This window comes from Herbaspirillum aquaticum (assembly GCF_002213425.1).
Lineage (GTDB): Bacteria > Pseudomonadota > Gammaproteobacteria > Burkholderiales > Burkholderiaceae_D > Herbaspirillum > Herbaspirillum aquaticum.
Genome location: NZ_NJGV01000009.1, coordinates 30,301 through 47,645 on the forward strand (window position 1 = coordinate 30,301; position 17,345 = coordinate 47,645).

15 protein-coding genes are annotated in these 17,345 nt (G+C 64.9%); 5 read left to right on the forward strand and 10 right to left on the reverse strand.

Going from position 1 to position 17,345, the window contains the following annotated elements:
- Positions 1–65: 65 nt before the first annotated feature.
- Together gudD and CEJ45_RS11385 are read right to left on the reverse strand one after the other, a co-directional pair.
- Positions 66–1,445 carry a glucarate dehydratase gene (gene gudD, locus CEJ45_RS11380; protein WP_088755228.1) on the reverse strand — a complete coding sequence of 460 codons (1,380 nt, stop codon included), beginning with the start codon at positions 1,443–1,445 and terminating at the stop codon, positions 66–68.
- 164 nt (positions 1,446–1,609) lie between these two features.
- Positions 1,610–2,725, reverse strand: coding sequence for a LacI family DNA-binding transcriptional regulator (locus CEJ45_RS11385; protein ID WP_088755229.1), 1,116 nt, complete (start codon positions 2,723–2,725; stop codon positions 1,610–1,612).
- 103 nt (positions 2,726–2,828) lie between these two features.
- Between CEJ45_RS11385 and CEJ45_RS11390 the strand changes: the two genes are divergently transcribed.
- From CEJ45_RS11390 to CEJ45_RS11400, 3 genes are read left to right on the forward strand one after another with little or no spacing between them, the layout of a single operon-like run.
- A complete protein-coding gene (locus CEJ45_RS11390; RefSeq protein WP_088755230.1) occupies positions 2,829–4,229 on the forward strand; it encodes a DUF6056 family protein in 1,401 nt (466 codons plus the stop codon).
- A gap of 10 nt (positions 4,230–4,239) precedes the next feature.
- Positions 4,240–5,226, forward strand: coding sequence for a glycosyltransferase family 2 protein (locus CEJ45_RS11395; RefSeq protein WP_088755231.1), 987 nt, complete (start codon positions 4,240–4,242; stop codon positions 5,224–5,226).
- A complete protein-coding gene (locus tag CEJ45_RS11400) occupies positions 5,219–5,638 on the forward strand; it encodes a GtrA family protein (RefSeq protein ID WP_088755232.1) in 420 nt (139 codons plus the stop codon). The genes CEJ45_RS11395 and CEJ45_RS11400 overlap by 8 nt, the downstream gene beginning before the upstream one ends.
- 124 nt (positions 5,639–5,762) lie before the next feature.
- On the opposite strand, the gene CEJ45_RS11405 is transcribed toward CEJ45_RS11400, so the two are convergent.
- From CEJ45_RS11405 to CEJ45_RS11420, 4 genes are all read right to left on the reverse strand, one after another.
- Positions 5,763–7,181, reverse strand: a complete 1,419-nt coding sequence (locus CEJ45_RS11405; protein ID WP_241517328.1) for a S1C family serine protease — start codon at positions 7,179–7,181, stop codon at positions 5,763–5,765.
- 159 nt (positions 7,182–7,340) lie between these two features.
- Positions 7,341–8,642: an MFS transporter gene (locus CEJ45_RS11410; RefSeq protein ID WP_088755234.1), complete on the reverse strand. Its 1,302-nt coding sequence runs from the start codon at positions 8,640–8,642 to the stop codon at positions 7,341–7,343.
- Positions 8,643–8,745: 103 nt separating this feature from the next.
- A complete protein-coding gene (locus tag CEJ45_RS11415) occupies positions 8,746–9,183 on the reverse strand; it encodes a MarR family winged helix-turn-helix transcriptional regulator (RefSeq protein WP_088755235.1) in 438 nt (145 codons plus the stop codon).
- Positions 9,184–9,317: 134 nt separating this feature from the next.
- Positions 9,318–10,298, reverse strand: coding sequence for a GlxA family transcriptional regulator (locus CEJ45_RS11420; RefSeq protein WP_088755236.1), 981 nt, complete (start codon positions 10,296–10,298; stop codon positions 9,318–9,320).
- A gap of 243 nt (positions 10,299–10,541) precedes the next feature.
- On the opposite strand from CEJ45_RS11420, the gene CEJ45_RS11425 reads away from it, so the two are divergent.
- Positions 10,542–11,243, forward strand: coding sequence for a M24 family metallopeptidase (locus tag CEJ45_RS11425; RefSeq protein WP_088755237.1), 702 nt, complete (start codon positions 10,542–10,544; stop codon positions 11,241–11,243).
- 81 nt (positions 11,244–11,324) lie between these two features.
- Here CEJ45_RS11425 and CEJ45_RS11430 read toward each other — a convergent pair whose 3' ends face one another.
- Complete coding sequence (locus tag CEJ45_RS11430) at positions 11,325–12,062, reverse strand: DUF2076 domain-containing protein (RefSeq protein WP_088755238.1); 738 nt, start codon at positions 12,060–12,062, stop codon at positions 11,325–11,327.
- 524 nt (positions 12,063–12,586) lie between these two features.
- On the opposite strand from CEJ45_RS11430, the gene CEJ45_RS11435 reads away from it, so the two are divergent.
- On the forward strand, positions 12,587–14,863 hold the full coding sequence (locus tag CEJ45_RS11435) for an NADP-dependent malic enzyme (protein ID WP_039786011.1): 2,277 nt from the start codon (positions 12,587–12,589) through the stop codon (positions 14,861–14,863).
- 112 nt (positions 14,864–14,975) lie between these two features.
- On the opposite strand, the gene CEJ45_RS11440 is transcribed toward CEJ45_RS11435, so the two are convergent.
- The 3 genes from CEJ45_RS11440 to CEJ45_RS11450 are packed head-to-tail and all read right to left on the reverse strand — an operon-like array spanning position 14,976 to position 17,343.
- Complete coding sequence (locus CEJ45_RS11440) at positions 14,976–15,677, reverse strand: ABC transporter ATP-binding protein (RefSeq protein WP_088755239.1); 702 nt, start codon at positions 15,675–15,677, stop codon at positions 14,976–14,978.
- On the reverse strand, positions 15,678–16,382 hold the full coding sequence (locus CEJ45_RS11445) for an ABC transporter ATP-binding protein (protein ID WP_088755240.1): 705 nt from the start codon (positions 16,380–16,382) through the stop codon (positions 15,678–15,680). It abuts the gene before it with no gap.
- Positions 16,369–17,343 (reverse strand): branched-chain amino acid ABC transporter permease, encoded by a 975-nt coding sequence (locus CEJ45_RS11450; protein WP_088755241.1) that lies wholly within the window; start codon positions 17,341–17,343, stop codon positions 16,369–16,371. Before CEJ45_RS11450 ends, CEJ45_RS11445 begins: the two co-directional genes overlap by 14 nt.
- Between the last annotated feature and the right edge of the window lie 2 nt (positions 17,344–17,345).

Genomic DNA, 17,345 nt, shown 5'->3' on the forward strand with positions numbered 1-17,345 from the left:
GCAGGCCGCTGGCGCGTTCAGCGCGCTCTTGTCACGGCCTCGTCAAAAGGGATGAAGACCTGTGCTCAACGCACCAGGCAAGGTTTCTTGGGATCGAACCTCCAGCCGGGGATCAGGTATTGCATGGCCACCGCATCGTCGCGGGCGCCCAGGCCCATGTTGCGATAGGTTTGATGCGCCGCCTCGACCTGTTGCATGTCCAGCTCCACACCCAGGCCCGGCTTGGCCGGCACCTTGACCTTGCCGCCGACGATCTGCAGCGGTTCACGCGTCAAGCGCTGGCCGTCCTGCCAGATCCAGTGGGTATCGATGGCCGTGATCTTGCCCGGCGCGGCTGCCGCCACGTGGGTGAACATGGCCAGCGAGATGTCGAAGTGGTTGTTCGAATGCGAACCCCAGGTCAGGCCCCACTCATGGCACATCTGCGCCACGCGAACCGAGCCCTGCATGGTCCAGAAATGCGGATCGGCCAGGGGAATGTCCACCGATTGCAGCGAGATCGCATGGCCCATCTGGCGCCAGTCGGTCGCTACCATGTTGGTCGCTGTCTGCAGGCCGGTAGCACGGCGGAATTCGGCCATCACTTCGCGGCCCGAATAACCATCCTCGGCACCGCAGGGATCTTCCGCATAGGCCAGTACGTCATGCTGGTCGCGGCACAGGCGGATCGCATCCTTGAGCAGCCAGCCGCCGTTCGGATCGAGCGTGATGCGCGCCTTGGGAAACCGCTCGGCCAAGGCGGTGACGGCGGCGATCTCTTCCTCGCCGCGCATCACGCCGCCCTTGAGCTTGAAGTCGTTGAAGCCATAGCGCGCATAGGCCGCTTCGGCCAGGCGCACTACCGCTTCCGGCGTCAAGGCTGCTTCGTGACGCAGGCGCAGCCAGTCATCGTCGGCGTCCGTTGCTGCCAGATATGGCAGGTCGGTCTTGTGGCGATCGGCCACGTAGAAGAGATAACCCAGCATCTCCACCTCATCGCGCTGCTGGCCCTCGCCCAGCAAGGCGGCCACGGGCACGTCGAGGAACTTGCCCAGCAGGTCCAGCAGGGCCGCCTCCAGCGCGGTCACGGCGTGGATGGCGATGCGCAGGTCAAAGGTCTGCAGGCCGCGTCCACCCACATCGCGGTCGGCAAAGGCAGTACGCGCACGGTTGAGGATGCCCTGCACATTGCCGATGGGCTGCCCCACCACCAGCGAGCGCGCATCGTCGAGCGTCTGGCGGATGCCCTCCCCGCCCGGCACTTCACCCACGCCGGTGTTGCCGGCGCTGTCGGTGAGGATGACGATATTGCGCGTGAAATACGGACCATGCGCTCCCGACAGGTTCAGCAGCATGCTGTCATGCCCGGCCACCGGGATGACGCGCATGTCGGTCACGCGCGGCGCGCCCTTGTGCTGGGAGGGCAAAGATGCAAGGGAGGAGGCGGAAGCTGGGTTCTGGGTCATGGCGCGTTTTCTCCGGGACAAAAACGATCAGGCTGCAATTTGGTAGCGGTACCAAATTCGAATTGAATGCATGGTAGCGGTACCAAATTTGACTGTCAACGGGAAAATGCTGCTTGCCTCAAGGCATCAAGACCTTATGAAGCACAAGGGAGGAAGGAGAAATATCAGGCGCTGTCGCGCGCAACGATGGAAAAGCCGACATCGACGATGCGCTCCCGGACCTCGATGCCCGAGGCGCGGTCGATAATGAAACGCGCGGCGCGCTGCCCGATGCCGGTGCCATCGATGCGCACCGTGGTCAGGCGCGGCTGCAGGTCGCGCGAGAATTCAAGATCGCCGAAGCCGACCACGGCCAGTTGCCCGGGAATGGCGATGCCGCGGCTCTGCGCTTCGATCATCACGCCCAGCGCCAGCAAGTCGGAGCTGCAGAAGATGGCATCCAGGTCAGGCTGCGCCTGCAGCAGTTCGGCCAATCCCTGGCGGCCTTGCCCCAGCGTCGTCGGGGCGACAACGTGATGCATGGGAACCTCGCCCCTGCCCTTCTGCATGCCCAGCGCCGCGCACTCCTGGGCGAAGGCGTTCATGCGCCGCTGGCTGCGCTCATCGCGTCCGCCCACCACGGCCACCTTGCGGCGTCCCCGTGCGTGCAGGTAGCGCGCCACCTCGCGGCCGATGGCTTCGTGCGAGAAACCGACGAGCATGTCGATGGGGGTCGGCGTCAGGTCCCAGGTCTCCACCACCGGGATACCGCTGGCCAGGAGCCGCTTGCGCGCTTCGGCCGAGCGCATGATGCCGGTCAGCACCACACCATCTGGACGGCGTCCGATGATGGCTTCCAGCAGCGCATCTTCGCGCGAATTCTCGTAGCCGCTCTGGCCCAGCATGACCTGGTAGCCGGCCGCGGCCAGCGTTTCGGTGAGGGTATGGACGATTTCCTGGAACACCGGACCAATGACGGTGGGCACCACCACCGCCACCAGGCGGCTCTTGTTGGAGGCCAGTCCGCCAGCCAGCAGGTTGGGCACGTAACCGGTTTTCTCGACCGCCTCACGCACCTTCTGCAAGACCTTGGGCGAGACCGCCGAGGGCGTGTTCAGCGCGCGCGATGCGGTGATCGGCGCCACGCCCGCCAGTTGGGCGACATCGCGCAGCGTGATGCCACCGCCGCTCTTGCGCGGACCACGGCGGCGCGGTTCGGCGCTGTCGTCGTCGCGTGACTTGGGGCTGGGATCGCTGGAAGGATCGACGGGAAAGGCGCGGTGTTCTGGCATGGGTGCCATTCTAGCATCGGTGCTGGTAGCGATACCACGGCAGTAGCTGGCCGGGTGGGCCTGCCCTTATGTACAATGTCGCCGGTCAAAAACCGACTGGAATCCCCCTCTCATGGCAAGCACCTTTCCGACGTTTTCCCGTACCGGCTCCCGCTTTACGGATGCCAGACTGGCCGCCATCGCGCACGTGCTGCTATTGAGCGGTGCTGTTGCGGTGTTCGCCTGGATCGCATGGAATGCCTGGCATGCCATCGCCGCCGTCGACGACTTCTGTTACGGCTACGGCGCGCAAGAGCGCGGGCTGTGGTCGAACCTGGTGTTTGAATACTTCAACTGGGGCGGGCGCTTCGCTGCCACCGTGCTCATCTCTTCCTTCGCCGGCGCGCGCACGCTGCTGCTGGACCATTACTACCTGGTGCCGCTCACCATCCTGCTGCTCAACCTGCTGGCGGCGCGAGTTTTCCTGAGTGCGGTCGGGCTGCGATCCTGGTCGTTCTACGTGCTGTTCTGCATGATGCTGCTGGCGACCTTCCGGATGCGGGAGTCGCTCTTCTGGCTCTCCGGCGGTGCCACCTACGGCACCGCATGTGCCTTGCTGCTGTTGCTGATGGCGCAGGAGTGGAAGATCTACTCCGGTGCCGTCGAGGCCAAAGGGATGCGTCTGGTGTGGCTGGCGCTGGGCGGCTTCCTGCTGGCCGGTTTCAATGAAGTGGCCTCGCTGGTGCATCTGACGCTGGTGGTGCTGCTGAGCGGCTCGCTGCTGTTGCGTCAGCGCCGTGGCGCACTGTACCTGCTGGCAGCGCTCGGCGCGCTCGCAGGCACCCTGGTGGCCGGCCTGGCCCCCGGCAACTTCGCGCGTGCAGCGACCACCGCACATGACACCAGCCTGGTGTCGGCGCTGCTGCTCTCGCTGGGCTTGCTCTTCAAAAAATACGCGGCAACGCTCATCCTGCATTCCCTGATTTTCTTCGTCATCATGTGGGCCTGCCGCATAGCACCGTGGACCAGGCCGCAGGGCTGGCAGCCGGCCGTTCTGATTGGCGTATTGCTGCTGGCCCTGTGGGCGGGCATTTTCCCGCGTGCCTACGCACTCAATGAACTGGGACCGGAACGCTCACGCACCATCGACTTCCTGCTGGTCAACGTGATGGCGATGATCGCGGCGCTGTGGCTCAACGGCAAGCGCTCGGCGCGCGACGACACCCCACGTCCTATCGTGGCTGGCCTGCTCTCGGTGGTGGTGCTGGGCGCAGTGGCCAGTGCCGTCCTGGTCCCGGCGGCCACCGTCCTGCCCGTCTGGTCCGGGCTGCAAGAAAGTGCAGCCTTGCGGCGCCTGATGGATGAGCGCATCGTCACGATCGAGCAGTCCGACCACCAGTCCGTGGTGGTCAAGGCCTATACCCGCGAGCCCAAGCCGGTCACGTATTTCAATGACGTGCTGTCCGACCCGCGTCAGTGGGAAAACATCTGTTTTGCCAATTACTTCCACCTCAAAGAAGTCTCCGCCCGGTGAGGACCACATCATGACGCGCCCCAAGACCATTTCGCTGGTCGTCCCGTTCTACAACGAAGGGGGCGGCGTCGACGGCTTCGCCCGCTCCATCTCGGCCATCGCCGCGGGCCTGCCCGCCTATCGCTTCGAGATCATCTGCATCGACGACGGCAGCCGCGACAGCACGCTGCGCGAACTGCTGGCACTGCACCAGCGCGACCCGCGCTTCACTGTCATCGAACTTTCCCGCAATTTCGGCAAGGAAGCGGCCATGACGGCTGGTATCGATGCTGCCCGTGGCGAGGCCGTCATCCCCATCGATGCCGATCTGCAAGACCCGCCAGAGTTGATCGGGCAGATGATTGCGCAGTGGGAGCAAGGCGCCGAAGTGGTCCTGGCAAAACGGACCGACCGCAGCAGCGACTCCTACCTCAAGCGCCAGAGCGCCTCGCTGTTCTATCGTTTCCACAATGCCCTCTCAGGCCTCAAGATCCCGGAGAACGTGGGTGATTTCCGCTTGATGGACCGGGTCGTGGTCGATGCGCTGCGGCAGCTTCCCGAACGCCAGCGCTTCATGAAAGGTCTGTTCGCCTGGGTTGGTTTCAAGACGGTGACGCTGGAATATTCACGCCAGGCGCGGGAGGTCGGGATGACCAAATTCTCCGGCTGGAAGCTCTGGAATTTCGCGCTCGAAGGCATCACCAGCTTCAGCACGGTTCCGCTGCGCATCATGACCTACCTGGGCATCACCGGGACCCTGGTCACTTCCCTCTATGCGCTCTACATCGTCATCCGCACCTTGCTGCACGGGGTCGACGTGCCAGGCTATGCCTCGCTGCTGGTGGCCATCCTGTTCACGGGAAGCCTGCAACTGGTCGGCATGGGCATCCTCGGCGAATATGTCGGACGGATCTACATGGAGAGCAAACAGCGTCCCATCTACGTGATCCGTCACTGTCATCGCGCCCTGGCCAGCGCAACGGACAGCGATACCACGCAAGCCTCCACGCATGGCTGAGCGCCAGGCCGGAGGACAGCAGCCCGCGCGGCTGCGGCCGATGCAGTTCCTGGTCTTTGCACTGGTGGGTGCGGTGGGAACGCTGGCGCACTACGCGGTGCTGCTCACCCTGGTGGAATGCTTCCGGCAGCCCGCCGTCATGGCCACTGCCTGCGGTGCCCTGGTGGGTGCGCTGTTGAACTTCGTGCTCAATCATCGGCTGACCTTTGCCAGCCAGGAAAAATATCGCCGCACCATCCTGCGCTTCATGCTCATTGCCGCATTGAGCCTGGTGCTCAATGCGCTGCTGCTGCAGCTCCTGCTGCACTGGACCGGATGGGATTACCGTATCGCGCAACTGATCGTCACACTGCTCGTACTGGTGCTGAACTATGTCCTGAGCGCGCTCTGGGCATTTGCAGCACCGAGATAGGCAAGCCGCCGTCGTCAACGCTCCCCGCGCATCTTTAACTTTGAGTCAATAATGGCGCGGTGACGTTTTTGCCGCGAATGGCGCGGCCGTCCGGCGTGCCCGGCGGCGGACTCAGGCCAGCAGATCAAGGCTTGTGGGATTCCAGGTTCTGCAACTTCAATTGCAGCCGCTCAAGGGCACTGCCCACCGGAATGAAGAAATTCATCCCCGCCAGGCCCTTGGCGCCCAGACCGGCCACGGTGATGCCGATCACCTGGCCTGACTTGTCCAGCAAAGGACCGCCGCTGCTGCCCGGCAGGATCGCCACGTCACTCTGCAGGAAGTCCAGGTCGCGCACCTTGCGCACCCCGCTGAGGATGCCGCGGGTGAGCGTCGTGTTGAACGCATCCCCCAGCGGCGAACCCAGTGCATAGACATCTTCGCCGATGCCCGGCTCACCCATGCGTAGCGGCATGGGCCGCACGCCCGGCGCTTCGGTCTTGAGCAGCGCAATGTCCCGTGCCGCATCAACCCGTACCACCTCCGCCTGCAGTTCGCGGCCGGTCGGCAGGCGCACGCGCACGACACCTGCCTGTCCGATCACGTGCTGGTTGGTCAGGAGCCAGCCCGAACTGCCGATATAGAAACCGGTCCCGGAACCGCGCTCGGTGAGCACCGTCACCACCGCCGACCGCAGCTCGGGCATGCGCTTGGCGATCTCGCTGCTGCCCCGCTCGGCGGCCTGGTTGTCGATGGAAAGCGGCCGGCCCGGGGGCGCGGCGCTGCGCGCCACCGCACTGTCGGCAATGCCGCTGGCGGCGGCCACGCTGTCATAAGGCGATTGCAGCGCCAGTGCAAAGCGCGGGTCGGCCAGCAGATTGCGTACCGCCACGCCGAAGGCCTCCAGCGGAATCGGCGGCGCGTTGCCCTGCAGGCTGCGCTCGCGCGAACGGAACACGCCTTCGCTGGTGCCGCGATAGATCACCTTGCGCTGCTCGGGCGCGAACACCTGCCATTCCAGCCGCACATAGGCCTCGCCGGTCCAGCCGTCGCTGCCCTTGCCGCACAGGTTGGTCTGCAACTGGTCGATGATCACGCCCACCTGCAGGTTGAAGTCCGGCGGACGCGCGCGCTCGCCGGCGGCCTCTGCGCCTTGTTCCCGGAACAACGGCTCGGCCGGCGCCGAGGGCACCGGATAGCCATGCTGCTGCAGCTCGCTGCGAAAACGCTGGAACAGCGCATTGGCCGGCAACATGACCTCGGCGCTGTTCTGGTTCCAGACGATCTCGTTCTTGCGGGTGCAGAAAACGCCGCCCTGCAACTCCCCGATCACCTGGCTGCCCTGGCTGCCCTGGTCGAAGCGGCGCTGGGCACGTGCCAGGTAAGCCGGGCGGGCCGCCGCTTGCGCAGGCATCTGCAGCGGCGTCTTGTTCTCCACCGCGGGCATGAGCGCTTCGCTGCCTTGGGCCTCAGGTGCCAGGCCGAGCGCGCAGGCCAGCAGCACCGCCATGGGAGGCAGCAGCGCCACGCGCGGCCGCCGGGATTGCCGGAGTGTCTTGATCATCATCGAGCGAGGAAAATGAGCCAGCGCCCCTGCTGGCCGATGAGCACATTCTCGCACGGGCACCCTGCACCCGCGATTGCCCCAAATGCCCGATAAGTGAAAGAAAAGCCACCTTCCACAAGAAAGATGGCCTTCTCCAAAACACCCAGGTGAAATGTTTTACGCGCTGGCCACCTGCGGCTGCTGGGGCTGCCCTGTTTGTCCCTTGATGCGCAACACCAGCACCGCACCGACCAGGCAGGCGATGCCCATCATGATGGAGGAGAGCGTGTAGTTGCCCAGCGTAGCCCGCATATAACCGGCCACGGTGGTCGCCGTGGCGGCCCCGAGCTGGTGCCCGGCCACGATCCAGCCGAACACGATGGGCGCGGCCAGGCGACCGAAGACGTCATTGGCCAGGCGCACGGTGGGCGGCACGGTGGCGATCCAGTCCAGGCCATAGAAGATGGCGAAGATGGCCAGGCCGTAATATTGCAGGCCGAAGGCATAGGGCAGGAAGATCAATGCCAGGCCGCGCAGGCCGTAATACCAGAACAGCAGCACGCGCGGGTTGTAGCGGTCCGAGAGCCAGCCCGAGAGCGTGGTGCCGACCAGGTCCAGCATGCCCATGGCGGCCAGGATGGAGGCGCTGCTGACTTCGTTGATGCCGTAGTCATTGCACATGGCGATGAACTGCGTGCCGATGTAGCCGTTGGTGGAGAGCCCGCAGACGAAGAAGCTCATGAACAGCAGCCAGAAGTCCGGCATGCGTACCGAGGTGCGCAGCGCATCGAAGGCGATCGCCAGGGGATTGCGTTTGGAACGGCCATCATCGGCCGTCTCGCTGGTCTGGCCCACCATTTTCTGGCCGATGGAAGCCGGGCCTTCCGGCAGCAACAGCCACACCAGCGGGATCGCCAGCAGTGCCACGGCCGACACCAGGAAGGCCACCGAGCGCCAGCCGTAGCTGCCCACCATGGCCGCCATCAGGGGCAGGAACACCATCTGCCCGGTGGCCGCACTGGCGGTCAGCAAGCCCATCGCCAGGCCGCGGCGGGTCTCGAACCAGCGGCTCACGATGGTGGCGCCCAGGGTATTGGCGGCCACACCGGTACCGGCACCGACCAGCAGCCCCCAGGACAGCAGCATGTGCCAAGGCATGTGCATGAGCGTGGACAGCGCCGTGCCGGTGGCCAGCAGCACCAGCGCGCCCAGCACCACACGGCGGATGCCGAAGCGCTGCATGGCCGCCGCCGAGAACGGGCCGATCAGGCCATAGAGGGCGATGTTGACCGAGATCACCACCGAGATGGTGGAGCGGTTCCAGCCGAATTCCTGCTCCAGCGGCAGGATCATCACCGAGGGCGTGGCGCGGATGCCGGCCGAACAGAGCAGCACGAGGAAGATCACGCCCACCACCACCCAGGCATAGTGGAAGCGGGGCGTGACGGCGTTGGCCAGCGATTGGGTCAGTTTGTTCATTGCGATCCTGTCAGGAGGGCAGAGCGAGCTTGTTGGATGGGTGGGAGCGAATCGTCGGGTGAGGCAAGGTTCATTGCACCTTCAAAGCGGGCATGCTGGCGCCTCAGGCGTCCTGCAGGCGGGCATAGGCGTCTTCGATGAGGTCATTGAATTCACGGGCGAGCTTGGGACCAAGGCGGCGGTCGATCTCGTCCTGGGCGCGGCGCCAGCGCGGCCGGGCTTCCTCCAGCTTGGCGCGGCCGGACCGGGAGAGTTGCAGGGCGAAGGAGCGCTTGTCCAGCAGGGCCTCGTCGGGCAGGTCCACGGTCTCGATCCAGCCGGCCGCCATCAGCGGCTTCAAGGCACGGCTCAGGGTGCTGCGGTCCATGCCCATGTCCTGCGCCAGCACGATGTTGGCAATCGGCCCCTTGCGACCGATGCGGCTCAACAGCGAATACTGGGTGATGCTCAGTTCGCTGTCCTGCAGGTGATGGTCATAGATGATGGTGATCCTGCGGGTGAGGCGGCGCAGGGGGGCGCAGGTGCAGATGTCCTTGCTCATGGGCATTCCAGAAAGGGCGCGGGCGGCAGCCGGATAAACAAACTGACGGGGCCGGTTCTGCCGATCCCGTCAGTTGCGATTAACTATGCATATGCATCGATGTGTATGCATCATATGGCCGACTCAGCCACAAGTCAAGCAAGCCTGCAGGCCGGATCGTGTTGCCGGAAAGCCTCGCGATAGCGTTGCGGACTCACGCCCAGGGCGCGCACGAAGGCTTGGCGCATGCGCCCGGCGTCACCGAAACCGCATTCATAGGCGATGCCCTTGATGGGCTGGTCGCCGCTTTCCAGCAGGTTGCGCGCCGCCTCGATGCGGGCGCGCTGGATGAACTGGGCCGGTGCCATGCCGGTCTCGCGGCTGAAGCTGCGGGTGAAGCTGCGCAGGCTCATGTTGGCCAGGCGCGCCAGTTCGGCCACCGGCCAGGGCTGGCGCAGCTGTGCCAGGATCTGGCGCTGCACCTCGGCGATTGGCGAGGCCGGGTCGGCCATGGCATCGAGCCACGGGCTGAACTGCGATTGGCCGCCGGCACGCTGCATCACCACCACCAGGCGCTTGGCCACATTGCGCGCCACCTCGGGGCCGTGATCGCGGCGCAGCAGGTAGAGCGCCAGATCGATGCCGGCCGTCACGCCCGCCGAGCTGTAGAGGTTGCCATCTTCCACGTAGATGCGATCGGCCTCGACCCGGGCGTGCGGGCAGAGCTGGGCCAGGGCGGCAGCATCGTTCCAGTGGGTGGTCACGGTGCGCCCCGCCAGCAGGCCGGCATGGCCCAGCAGGAAAATGCCATTGCAAATCGCCCCGAAGCGGTGCGCCTGCTGGCAGGCCTGGCGCAACCAGGCCTGCCGATCCTGCGGCAGCAAACGTCCGGGAACGGGTGGGCCACCGGCCACCAGCAACAGATCCGATACAGGCACGCCGTCTTGCCAGGTCTGCCCCGCCTGCAGGACCAGTCCATTGGAACAGGTCACGGCCGCGCCATCGAGGCTGACGGTCTGCAGCCGATAGCGGTCGGACGGCATCAAAAACCGGTTGGCTTCGGCGAACACATCCAGCGGGCCAGAGACGTCGAGCGCCTGTACGCCATCGAATACCACCATCGTCACTATCGTCATCGGGGAACCGGGTCATCAGGTAAGCGGGAGCTGGCGCTCATTGTGCCATGGGCAGGCAGCGGCAGCAGGGGTCAACAGGAGCGCATACCGGCCAGATCGCAGGCCATTCACGCCAGCCGACGCGATGGCGCGAAAGCAGCGCTGCCTGGCCGCAATCGCCTGCTGCCAGCGCCCCACGCCGGGGGAGCCCACCGCGATACTGCAGTCCTTGCCCGCGCTGCGGGTCCCCTCCGAGGAGAATGCATGCAAGCCACCGATCACCCCGCCCCCCATCCTGCCGAACGCATCGGCCCAGCCTTTTCAGTAGACGGCATGCTGCTGGCCCGCCAGCAAACCCGCCTGGCCATCGAGCGCATCGCCGCGCGCATCACGCCGGGCATGGTGGAAGAAGACGCCGTGGCCATGGCCCGCCAGCTGATGGCCGACATGGGCCTGGCGCAAAGCTGGCATCCCACCCGCGTGCGTTTTGGCAGCAACACCATCAAACCCATGAAGCAGGCCTCGGTGCCCGGCGTGGTCCTGCAGGAGAACGACCTGTTCTTCCTTGACATCGCGCCCCGCTTGGGCGAGTGGGAAGGCGACGGCGGCCAAAGCTTCACGGTCGGCTCCCATGGCGAGTATGCCCGCTGTGCGCGCGACGCCGAAACCCTGTTCCATGAAGTGCGCGCGGTCTGGGACCAGCAGGGCCTGAGCGGTCGCCAGCTGTATGCGTTCGCCCAGAAGACCGCGCAGGCCATGGGCTGGGAACTCAACTTCGATCTGCCGGGCCACCGCGTGTCCGACTTCCCGCACGCGGCCATCCACACCGGCTCCCTGGCCGATTTCGACCAGGCGCCCTCGGCCATGCGCTGGATCCTGGAAATCCACCTGCGCGATCCCCAACACCGTTTCGGCGCCTTCTTCGAGGACATGCTGCTGGAAGACAGCTTCTACCCGCGTACATGAAGCAAAAAGACGGTCATGCCCATGAAAAAGCCCGCAGGCGCGTGCCTGCGGGCTGAGGGGTGAAGCAAAGGGTGCGGCGGCTCACACCAGCGTATCGTCGTAGCCGCCGCTGTCATCCAGGTCAAAATTGCTGAGATCAGCCAGATCGCTGCTGGTGTCGCCGCTGCTGCTGTCATTGCTGGCCAGGTCGGACTTGCGATCACCCTCACTGCCGTAATAGTTGTTGACGGTAGTGCTCTCGATATTTTCCACCGGGGCGCTCAAGCCGTTCTGGTGCGCCAGTCCCGATCCGCTGTTGCCGTTGAACAGGTGCTCGATGCCCTGATACAGGAAGGCACCACCGGCCACGCCCGCTGCGGTGGCGGCCACCGTCCCCAGCATGCTGCCCATGCCGCCGCCGAAGAATCCCGAAGAAGGGGCCTGTGCCGCCTGGTAAGCCGGTGCAGCTGGCTGGGGCGCAGCATAGGCAGGCGCTGCGGCCGGCACATAGGCCGGGGCGGCTGGCTGCGCTCGCGCCGAAGCTGCCGCCGGCGCATTGCCCCAGGCGTTGCCATCGAGAAAGCCCGAGGTCCGCGCCCCACCCGCTGCATTGGCCTGCAGGGACTGCACCTGGTTCTGCAAGGCCGTCACCTGCGCCTTGGTGGCGTTCAAGGCCTGCTCCATCAGCAAGGCGCGCTGCACCAGCAGGTAGGCAGCATCGGGCTGCTGGGCCACGGCGGCCTGGATCATGGCGTCGGCCTGGGCATCCTTGCTGATGCCCCGCACCTGGGTCAGTTGCTGGAGGAAATCCTGAAGGGCTTGGGTTTCTTGCGGACTCATGACGATGCTCCCGACAAAGTTGAAAAATCAAAAAAAACGATAAAAACGCGTGAATCGCGATTGAAACGAAGACTGTAGACACAACGCGCCTCACCGCTCCCACGGATGACCGGCATGCACCTCATCAGCGGGCTCAACGACATTATGCGCGCCTCTTGCTTGCAGATTTGTGTCAACAATCGTCGACTTGGAAACAGCTTGTAACAGCCGCCAACGTCCCCCTGAACTCAAACGGCATGGCCGCAAAAAACCCGAAGCGTGAATTTTTAGGTAATATCCCCCTCCCCGCACCCGTTCCCGCGGCCACAAGCCCGGAGCGGGCGGAGGCAGGCGCGGCCACCCGGCAACCGATATCGGAAGCCGGTTTCCGCACCCCACTCCGGACCGACGAGAAACCACCATCCTTTCCGATCGGCCCGCCGCATTCAAGACCAGGAAACCAGAACAGCGCAAGCTGGCTGCAGCGACGTCGGACGTCGTGCAAGCTGCTGCCTCAAGACCGTTTTTCATCCCTCACCGAGACCATGACCCAACAAATTTCTGCCGCCGAGCAACTCCTGCGTGACGCCGCCCGCGAATACCACCGCACCCCGTCGCGCGGCAAGATCGAAGTCCGTCCCACCAAGCCGCTGTCGAACCAGCGCGACCTGTCGCTGGCCTATTCGCCGGGCGTGGCCTATCCCTGCCTGGACATCGAAGCCGATCCCCTGAAGGCCTTCGACTACACTTCGCGCGGCAACCTGGTGGCCGTCATCAGCAACGGCACCGCCGTGCTGGGCCTGGGCAACATCGGTCCGCTGGCCTCCAAGCCGGTGATGGAAGGCAAGGGCTGCCTGTTCAAGAAATTTGCCGGCGTGGATGTCTTCGACATCGAACTGGCCGAAAACGACCCCGACAAGCTGGTCGAGATCATCGCCGCACTGGAGCCGACCCTGGGCGGCATCAACCTGGAAGACATCAAGGCGCCGGAATGCTTCTACATCGAACAGAAGCTCTCGGCCCGCATGAACATCCCGGTCTTCCACGATGACCAGCACGGCACCGCCATCATCTCCTCGGCCGCCCTGCTGAACGGCCTGGAACTGGTCGGCAAGGACATCGGCGCCGTCAAGATCGCCGTCTCCGGCGCGGGCGCTGCCGCCATCGCTTGCGTGGAAGTGATGATCGGACTGGGTGTGAAGCGCGAGAACGTCTACATGGTCGACAGCAAGGGCGTCATCTATGAAGGCCGCCCCGGTGGCCTGGACGCCTCCAAGCAACGCTACGCCATCAAGACCGAAGCCCGCACCCTGGCCGACGTGGTCAATGGCGCCGATGTGTTCCTGGGCTGCTCGGCCCCTGGCGTGCTGACCGCCGAGATGGTCAAGACCATGGCCGACAAGCCCATCATCCTGGCCCTGGCCAACCCGGAACCGGAAATCCGTCCCGAACTGGCCAAGTCGGTCCGTCCGGACTGCATCATCGCCACCGGCCGTTCGGACTACCCGAACCAGGTCAACAATGTGCTGTGCTTCCCGTACATCTTCCGTGGCGCGCTGGACTGCGGTGCCACCAAGATCACCGAAGCCATGAAGCTGGCCTGCGTGCGCGAGATCGCCGACCTGGCCAAGGCCGAGACCAGCGCCGAAGTCAGCGCCGCCTACCCCGGCAAGGAACTGGTGTTCGGTGCCGACTACCTGATCCCGACCCCGTTCGATTCGCGCCTGATCCTGAAAATCGCCCCGGCCGTGGCCAAGGCGGCCGCCGAGTCCGGCGTGGCGACGCGTCCCATCAAGGACTACGCCGCCTACCGCGAAGAACTGACCCGGTTCATCTACCAGACCGGCATGTTCATGCAGCCCGTCTTCAACACCGCCAAGGTCGCGCCGCAACGCGTGGTCTACGCCGATGGCCAGGACGAGCGCGTGCTGCGCGCCGTGCAGTTCGTGGCTGACGAAGGCCTGGCCGCGCCGATCCTGGTCGGCCAGCCCGCCGCCATCGAAGCCGGCATCAAGAAGGCCGGCCTGCGCATCAAGATCGGCCAGAACGTGCAAGTGATCGATCCGGCCAGCGATGCCCGCGTGGCGCAGTACGCCGCCCAATACAAGGACGGCAGCGAAGCCGACGTGCGCGCAAGCGGCAGCCTGCTGGCGGCGCTGATGGTCAAGGCCGGTGACGCCGACGCCATGCTGTGCGGCCTGGATGGCAACTACGACGGCCACCTGGCCCATGTGGAAAAGGTGATTGGCTTGAAGGACGGCGCGCAGGAATTCGCTGCCCTCAACGCCGTGCTGCTGCCGGAACAGACGCTCTTCATCACCGACACCTACGTCAACGACACCCCGGACGCCGAGCAGCTGGCGCGCATCGCCAAGGCCGCCGCCGAAGAAGTGGCGCGCTTTGGTGTGCCGCCGAAGGTGGCCTTCCTGTCGCACTCCAACCATGGCAGCTCCTCGCGTCCTTCGGCCCGCAAGATGGCCGCCGCGCATGAAGCCTTCAAGAAGCTGGCACCGGACGTCGAGTCCGCCGGTGAACTGCATGGCGACGCCGCCCTGTCGGAGAAGATCCGCAACAACGCCGGCCTGGCCGACAGTGGCTTGACGGGTGCGGCCAACGTGCTGGTCTGCCCCAACCTGGATGCCGCCAACATCCTCTTCAACGTCTTGAAGACCAGCAGCGGCCAGGGCACCACCATCGGCCCCATCCTGCTGGGTGCGGCCGCTCCCGTGCACGTGCTGACCCCGTCGAGCACTGTGCGCCGTGTCATCAACATGACCGCACTGGCAGCCGCCAAGGCACAGGACGGCAAGTCCAAGGCCTGAATTCGCCAGGCAGCATGAACAACGCCCCGCTGTCGTGAGATGGCGGGGCGTTGTTGTTTGCAGCAAGCTTCACGCCGGGCGAGACCTGTGCGGCGCAGATCGCCGCCCCGCCTCATCGTGCGAAATAAAGGTCATGCAGGTGATCCAGCGCCACCTCGCTGGCCTTCTGCGACAGGATCACCTTGCCACCCTGCATCAGGTAGACGTGATCGGCCACGCCCACGGCGCGTTCGGTGTTCTGCTCCACCAGGATGATGGTGCGGCCCTCTGCTTTCAATCGCGCCAGGATCTCGAAGAGTTCGTTCACCACCACCGGGGCCAATCCCAATGAGGGTTCATCGATGATGAGCAGCTTGGGTTCGGACATCAGCCCGCGCGCCATCGCCAGCATCTGCGCCTCGCCGCCCGAGAGCGAACCGGCCAGCTGGCGGCGACGTTCGCGCAGGCGCGGGAACATGGTGTAGGCGCGCTCCAGGTTGTCCTTCACGCGCGCGCGGTGCTGCGGGGCGAAGGCGCCGACGATGAGGTTTTCCTCGATGCTCATGGCACGGAAGATCATGCGCCCTTCCGGGATCATGGCCATCGAGACCTTGGATATTTCCCAGGTCGGCATGCCATTGAGCACTTTGCCCTCCAGCGTGACCTGGCCCTGCCCGATCGGGATCAGGCCCATGATGGCACGCAGCAGCGTGGTCTTGCCCGCACCGTTGGGCCCGATGATGGTGGTCAGCTGGCCCTGCCCCACCGTCAGCGAGACGTCCCACAGCACATTGATGGCGCCGTAGCCGGCGCGCAGGTTGGTGACTTCAAGCATTCACGCTCCCGTATAACTCTTGATGACCGCCGGATCATTGAACACCTGCGCAGGCGCCCCCTCGGCGATGAGCTGGCCGAAGTTGAGCACGGCCACGCGCGGACACAGGTTGCTGATGGTCTCGATGTCGTGTTCGATGATGACGATGCCCACCGCGAAGGCCTCGTGCAGCCCCTTGAGCATTTGCATGAAGCGGCGCTTGCCGTTGGTCTCCAGCCCGGCCAACACTTCATCGAGCAACAACAACTTGGGCTGCGTGGCCAGGGCCTTGGCCACTTCCAGCGCCTTCAGTTCGGTCAGCGCCAGTTCGGTGGCGGCATCGCGCCCGGCCTTTTCGGCCAGGCCGGTGAAGGCCAGCACTTCGTCGATCTTGGCCGCATCCACCCGGCCGGTGGCAAAGCGCTGCGCCACGACCAGGTTCTGCCGCACCGTCAGTTCATGCATGGGCTGCGGAATCTGGAAAGTGCGGCCGATGCCCAGCCGCGCACGACGGTGCAGCGGCGCGTGGAGGATATCGGAGCCATTGAAGCGGATGCTGCCGCTGGTCGGACGCACCAGTCCGGAGATGGCATTGAAGAGCGTGGTCTTGCCCGCACCATTGGCTCCGACCAGCCCGACCACGTCGCCGGTGCCGACCTGCAGCGTGACTTCATCGACCGCCGTCAGGCCGCCGAAACGCACCGAGACTTTTTCAAGTTGCAGCATGCTTGCCTCCTGCGGATTTCCCTTTGCCCAGCTTGCGCAGCAGTGGCAGCAAGCCGTCCGGACTGAAGACGATCATCGCCACCAGCAAGGCGCCCAGCACCAGCTGATGGCCGGAAGGAATGATGTTCTTGAACACCAGCTGGTCCAGCAGGTAGACCACCACTGCGCCGACCACCGGCCCGGTGATGCTGCGATAACCCCCGAAGATGGCCGCCACGATGGGGATGGTGACCCACAGGGCGCTGAAGGCATAGTCCGGTTCCAGGAAGCTGATGTAGTGCGCATTGAAGGCACCGACCACACCGCACATGAAGGCCGACAGCAGCAGCATCATGCCCTTGAGCACGGTGCTGTTGACGCCCACCACGCGGGTCGCGTCCTCGCTCTCATGCATGGCGCGCAGGGCCAATCCATAGTGGCTTTCGCGCAGCCGCGCATACACCAGCGCGAATAGCGCCACGATCAGCAGGATCACGAAATACGCGCCGATCTTGCTCGACAGATCCACCCCCATGACCGTCGGCAGGCGCGCAATGTTGGAGAGCCCGCCCGAACCACCGGTCATCGATGTCCACTCGGTGGCCAGGATGCGGAAGATGTGCGCATACGCCAGGATCGCCAGTGCGAAATACGGACCGCGCAGGCGCAATACCGGCAGCATCGCCAGTGCTGCAATCAATGCACCGACGCCGCCCAGCAGCAGGCCCAGCAATACCGGCACGCCGAATTTCATGCTCAATACCGCCGAGGTATAAGCCCCCACCCCGAAGAAAGCCGCGTGACCGAAACTGATCATGCCACCCAGATTGCCCAGCAGCGCCCACGACAGCGCGATGCCGCCGATCACCATCGAGGCCACCAGCAGGCTCATCACGTAATGGTCCTGCGCCAGCAACAGCGGGGCACCGATCAACAGCAGCGGCAGCAGCAATGCGGGCAGCTTGTTCTTGTTCATCGTCATGA

Coding starts and splice junctions, on each gene's coding strand:
- gudD (WP_088755228.1), bottom strand. CDS start 1,445: ATGACCCAGAACCCAGCTTCCGCCTCCTCCCTTGCATCTTTGCCCTCC.
- CEJ45_RS11385 (WP_088755229.1), bottom strand. CDS start 2,725: ATGGCACCCATGCCAGAACACCGCGCCTTTCCCGTCGATCCTTCCAGC.
- CEJ45_RS11390 (WP_088755230.1), top strand. CDS start 2,829: ATGGCAAGCACCTTTCCGACGTTTTCCCGTACCGGCTCCCGCTTTACG.
- CEJ45_RS11395 (WP_088755231.1), top strand. CDS start 4,240: ATGACGCGCCCCAAGACCATTTCGCTGGTCGTCCCGTTCTACAACGAA.
- CEJ45_RS11400 (WP_088755232.1), top strand. CDS start 5,219: ATGGCTGAGCGCCAGGCCGGAGGACAGCAGCCCGCGCGGCTGCGGCCG.
- CEJ45_RS11405 (WP_241517328.1), bottom strand. CDS start 7,181: ATGATCAAGACACTCCGGCAATCCCGGCGGCCGCGCGTGGCGCTGCTG.
- CEJ45_RS11410 (WP_088755234.1), bottom strand. CDS start 8,642: ATGAACAAACTGACCCAATCGCTGGCCAACGCCGTCACGCCCCGCTTC.
- CEJ45_RS11415 (WP_088755235.1), bottom strand. CDS start 9,183: ATGAGCAAGGACATCTGCACCTGCGCCCCCCTGCGCCGCCTCACCCGC.
- CEJ45_RS11420 (WP_088755236.1), bottom strand. CDS start 10,298: ATGACGATAGTGACGATGGTGGTATTCGATGGCGTACAGGCGCTCGAC.
- CEJ45_RS11425 (WP_088755237.1), top strand. CDS start 10,542: ATGCAAGCCACCGATCACCCCGCCCCCCATCCTGCCGAACGCATCGGC.
- CEJ45_RS11430 (WP_088755238.1), bottom strand. CDS start 12,062: ATGAGTCCGCAAGAAACCCAAGCCCTTCAGGATTTCCTCCAGCAACTG.
- CEJ45_RS11435 (WP_039786011.1), top strand. CDS start 12,587: ATGACCCAACAAATTTCTGCCGCCGAGCAACTCCTGCGTGACGCCGCC.
- CEJ45_RS11440 (WP_088755239.1), bottom strand. CDS start 15,677: ATGCTTGAAGTCACCAACCTGCGCGCCGGCTACGGCGCCATCAATGTG.
- CEJ45_RS11445 (WP_088755240.1), bottom strand. CDS start 16,382: ATGCTGCAACTTGAAAAAGTCTCGGTGCGTTTCGGCGGCCTGACGGCG.
- CEJ45_RS11450 (WP_088755241.1), bottom strand. CDS start 17,343: ATGACGATGAACAAGAACAAGCTGCCCGCATTGCTGCTGCCGCTGCTG.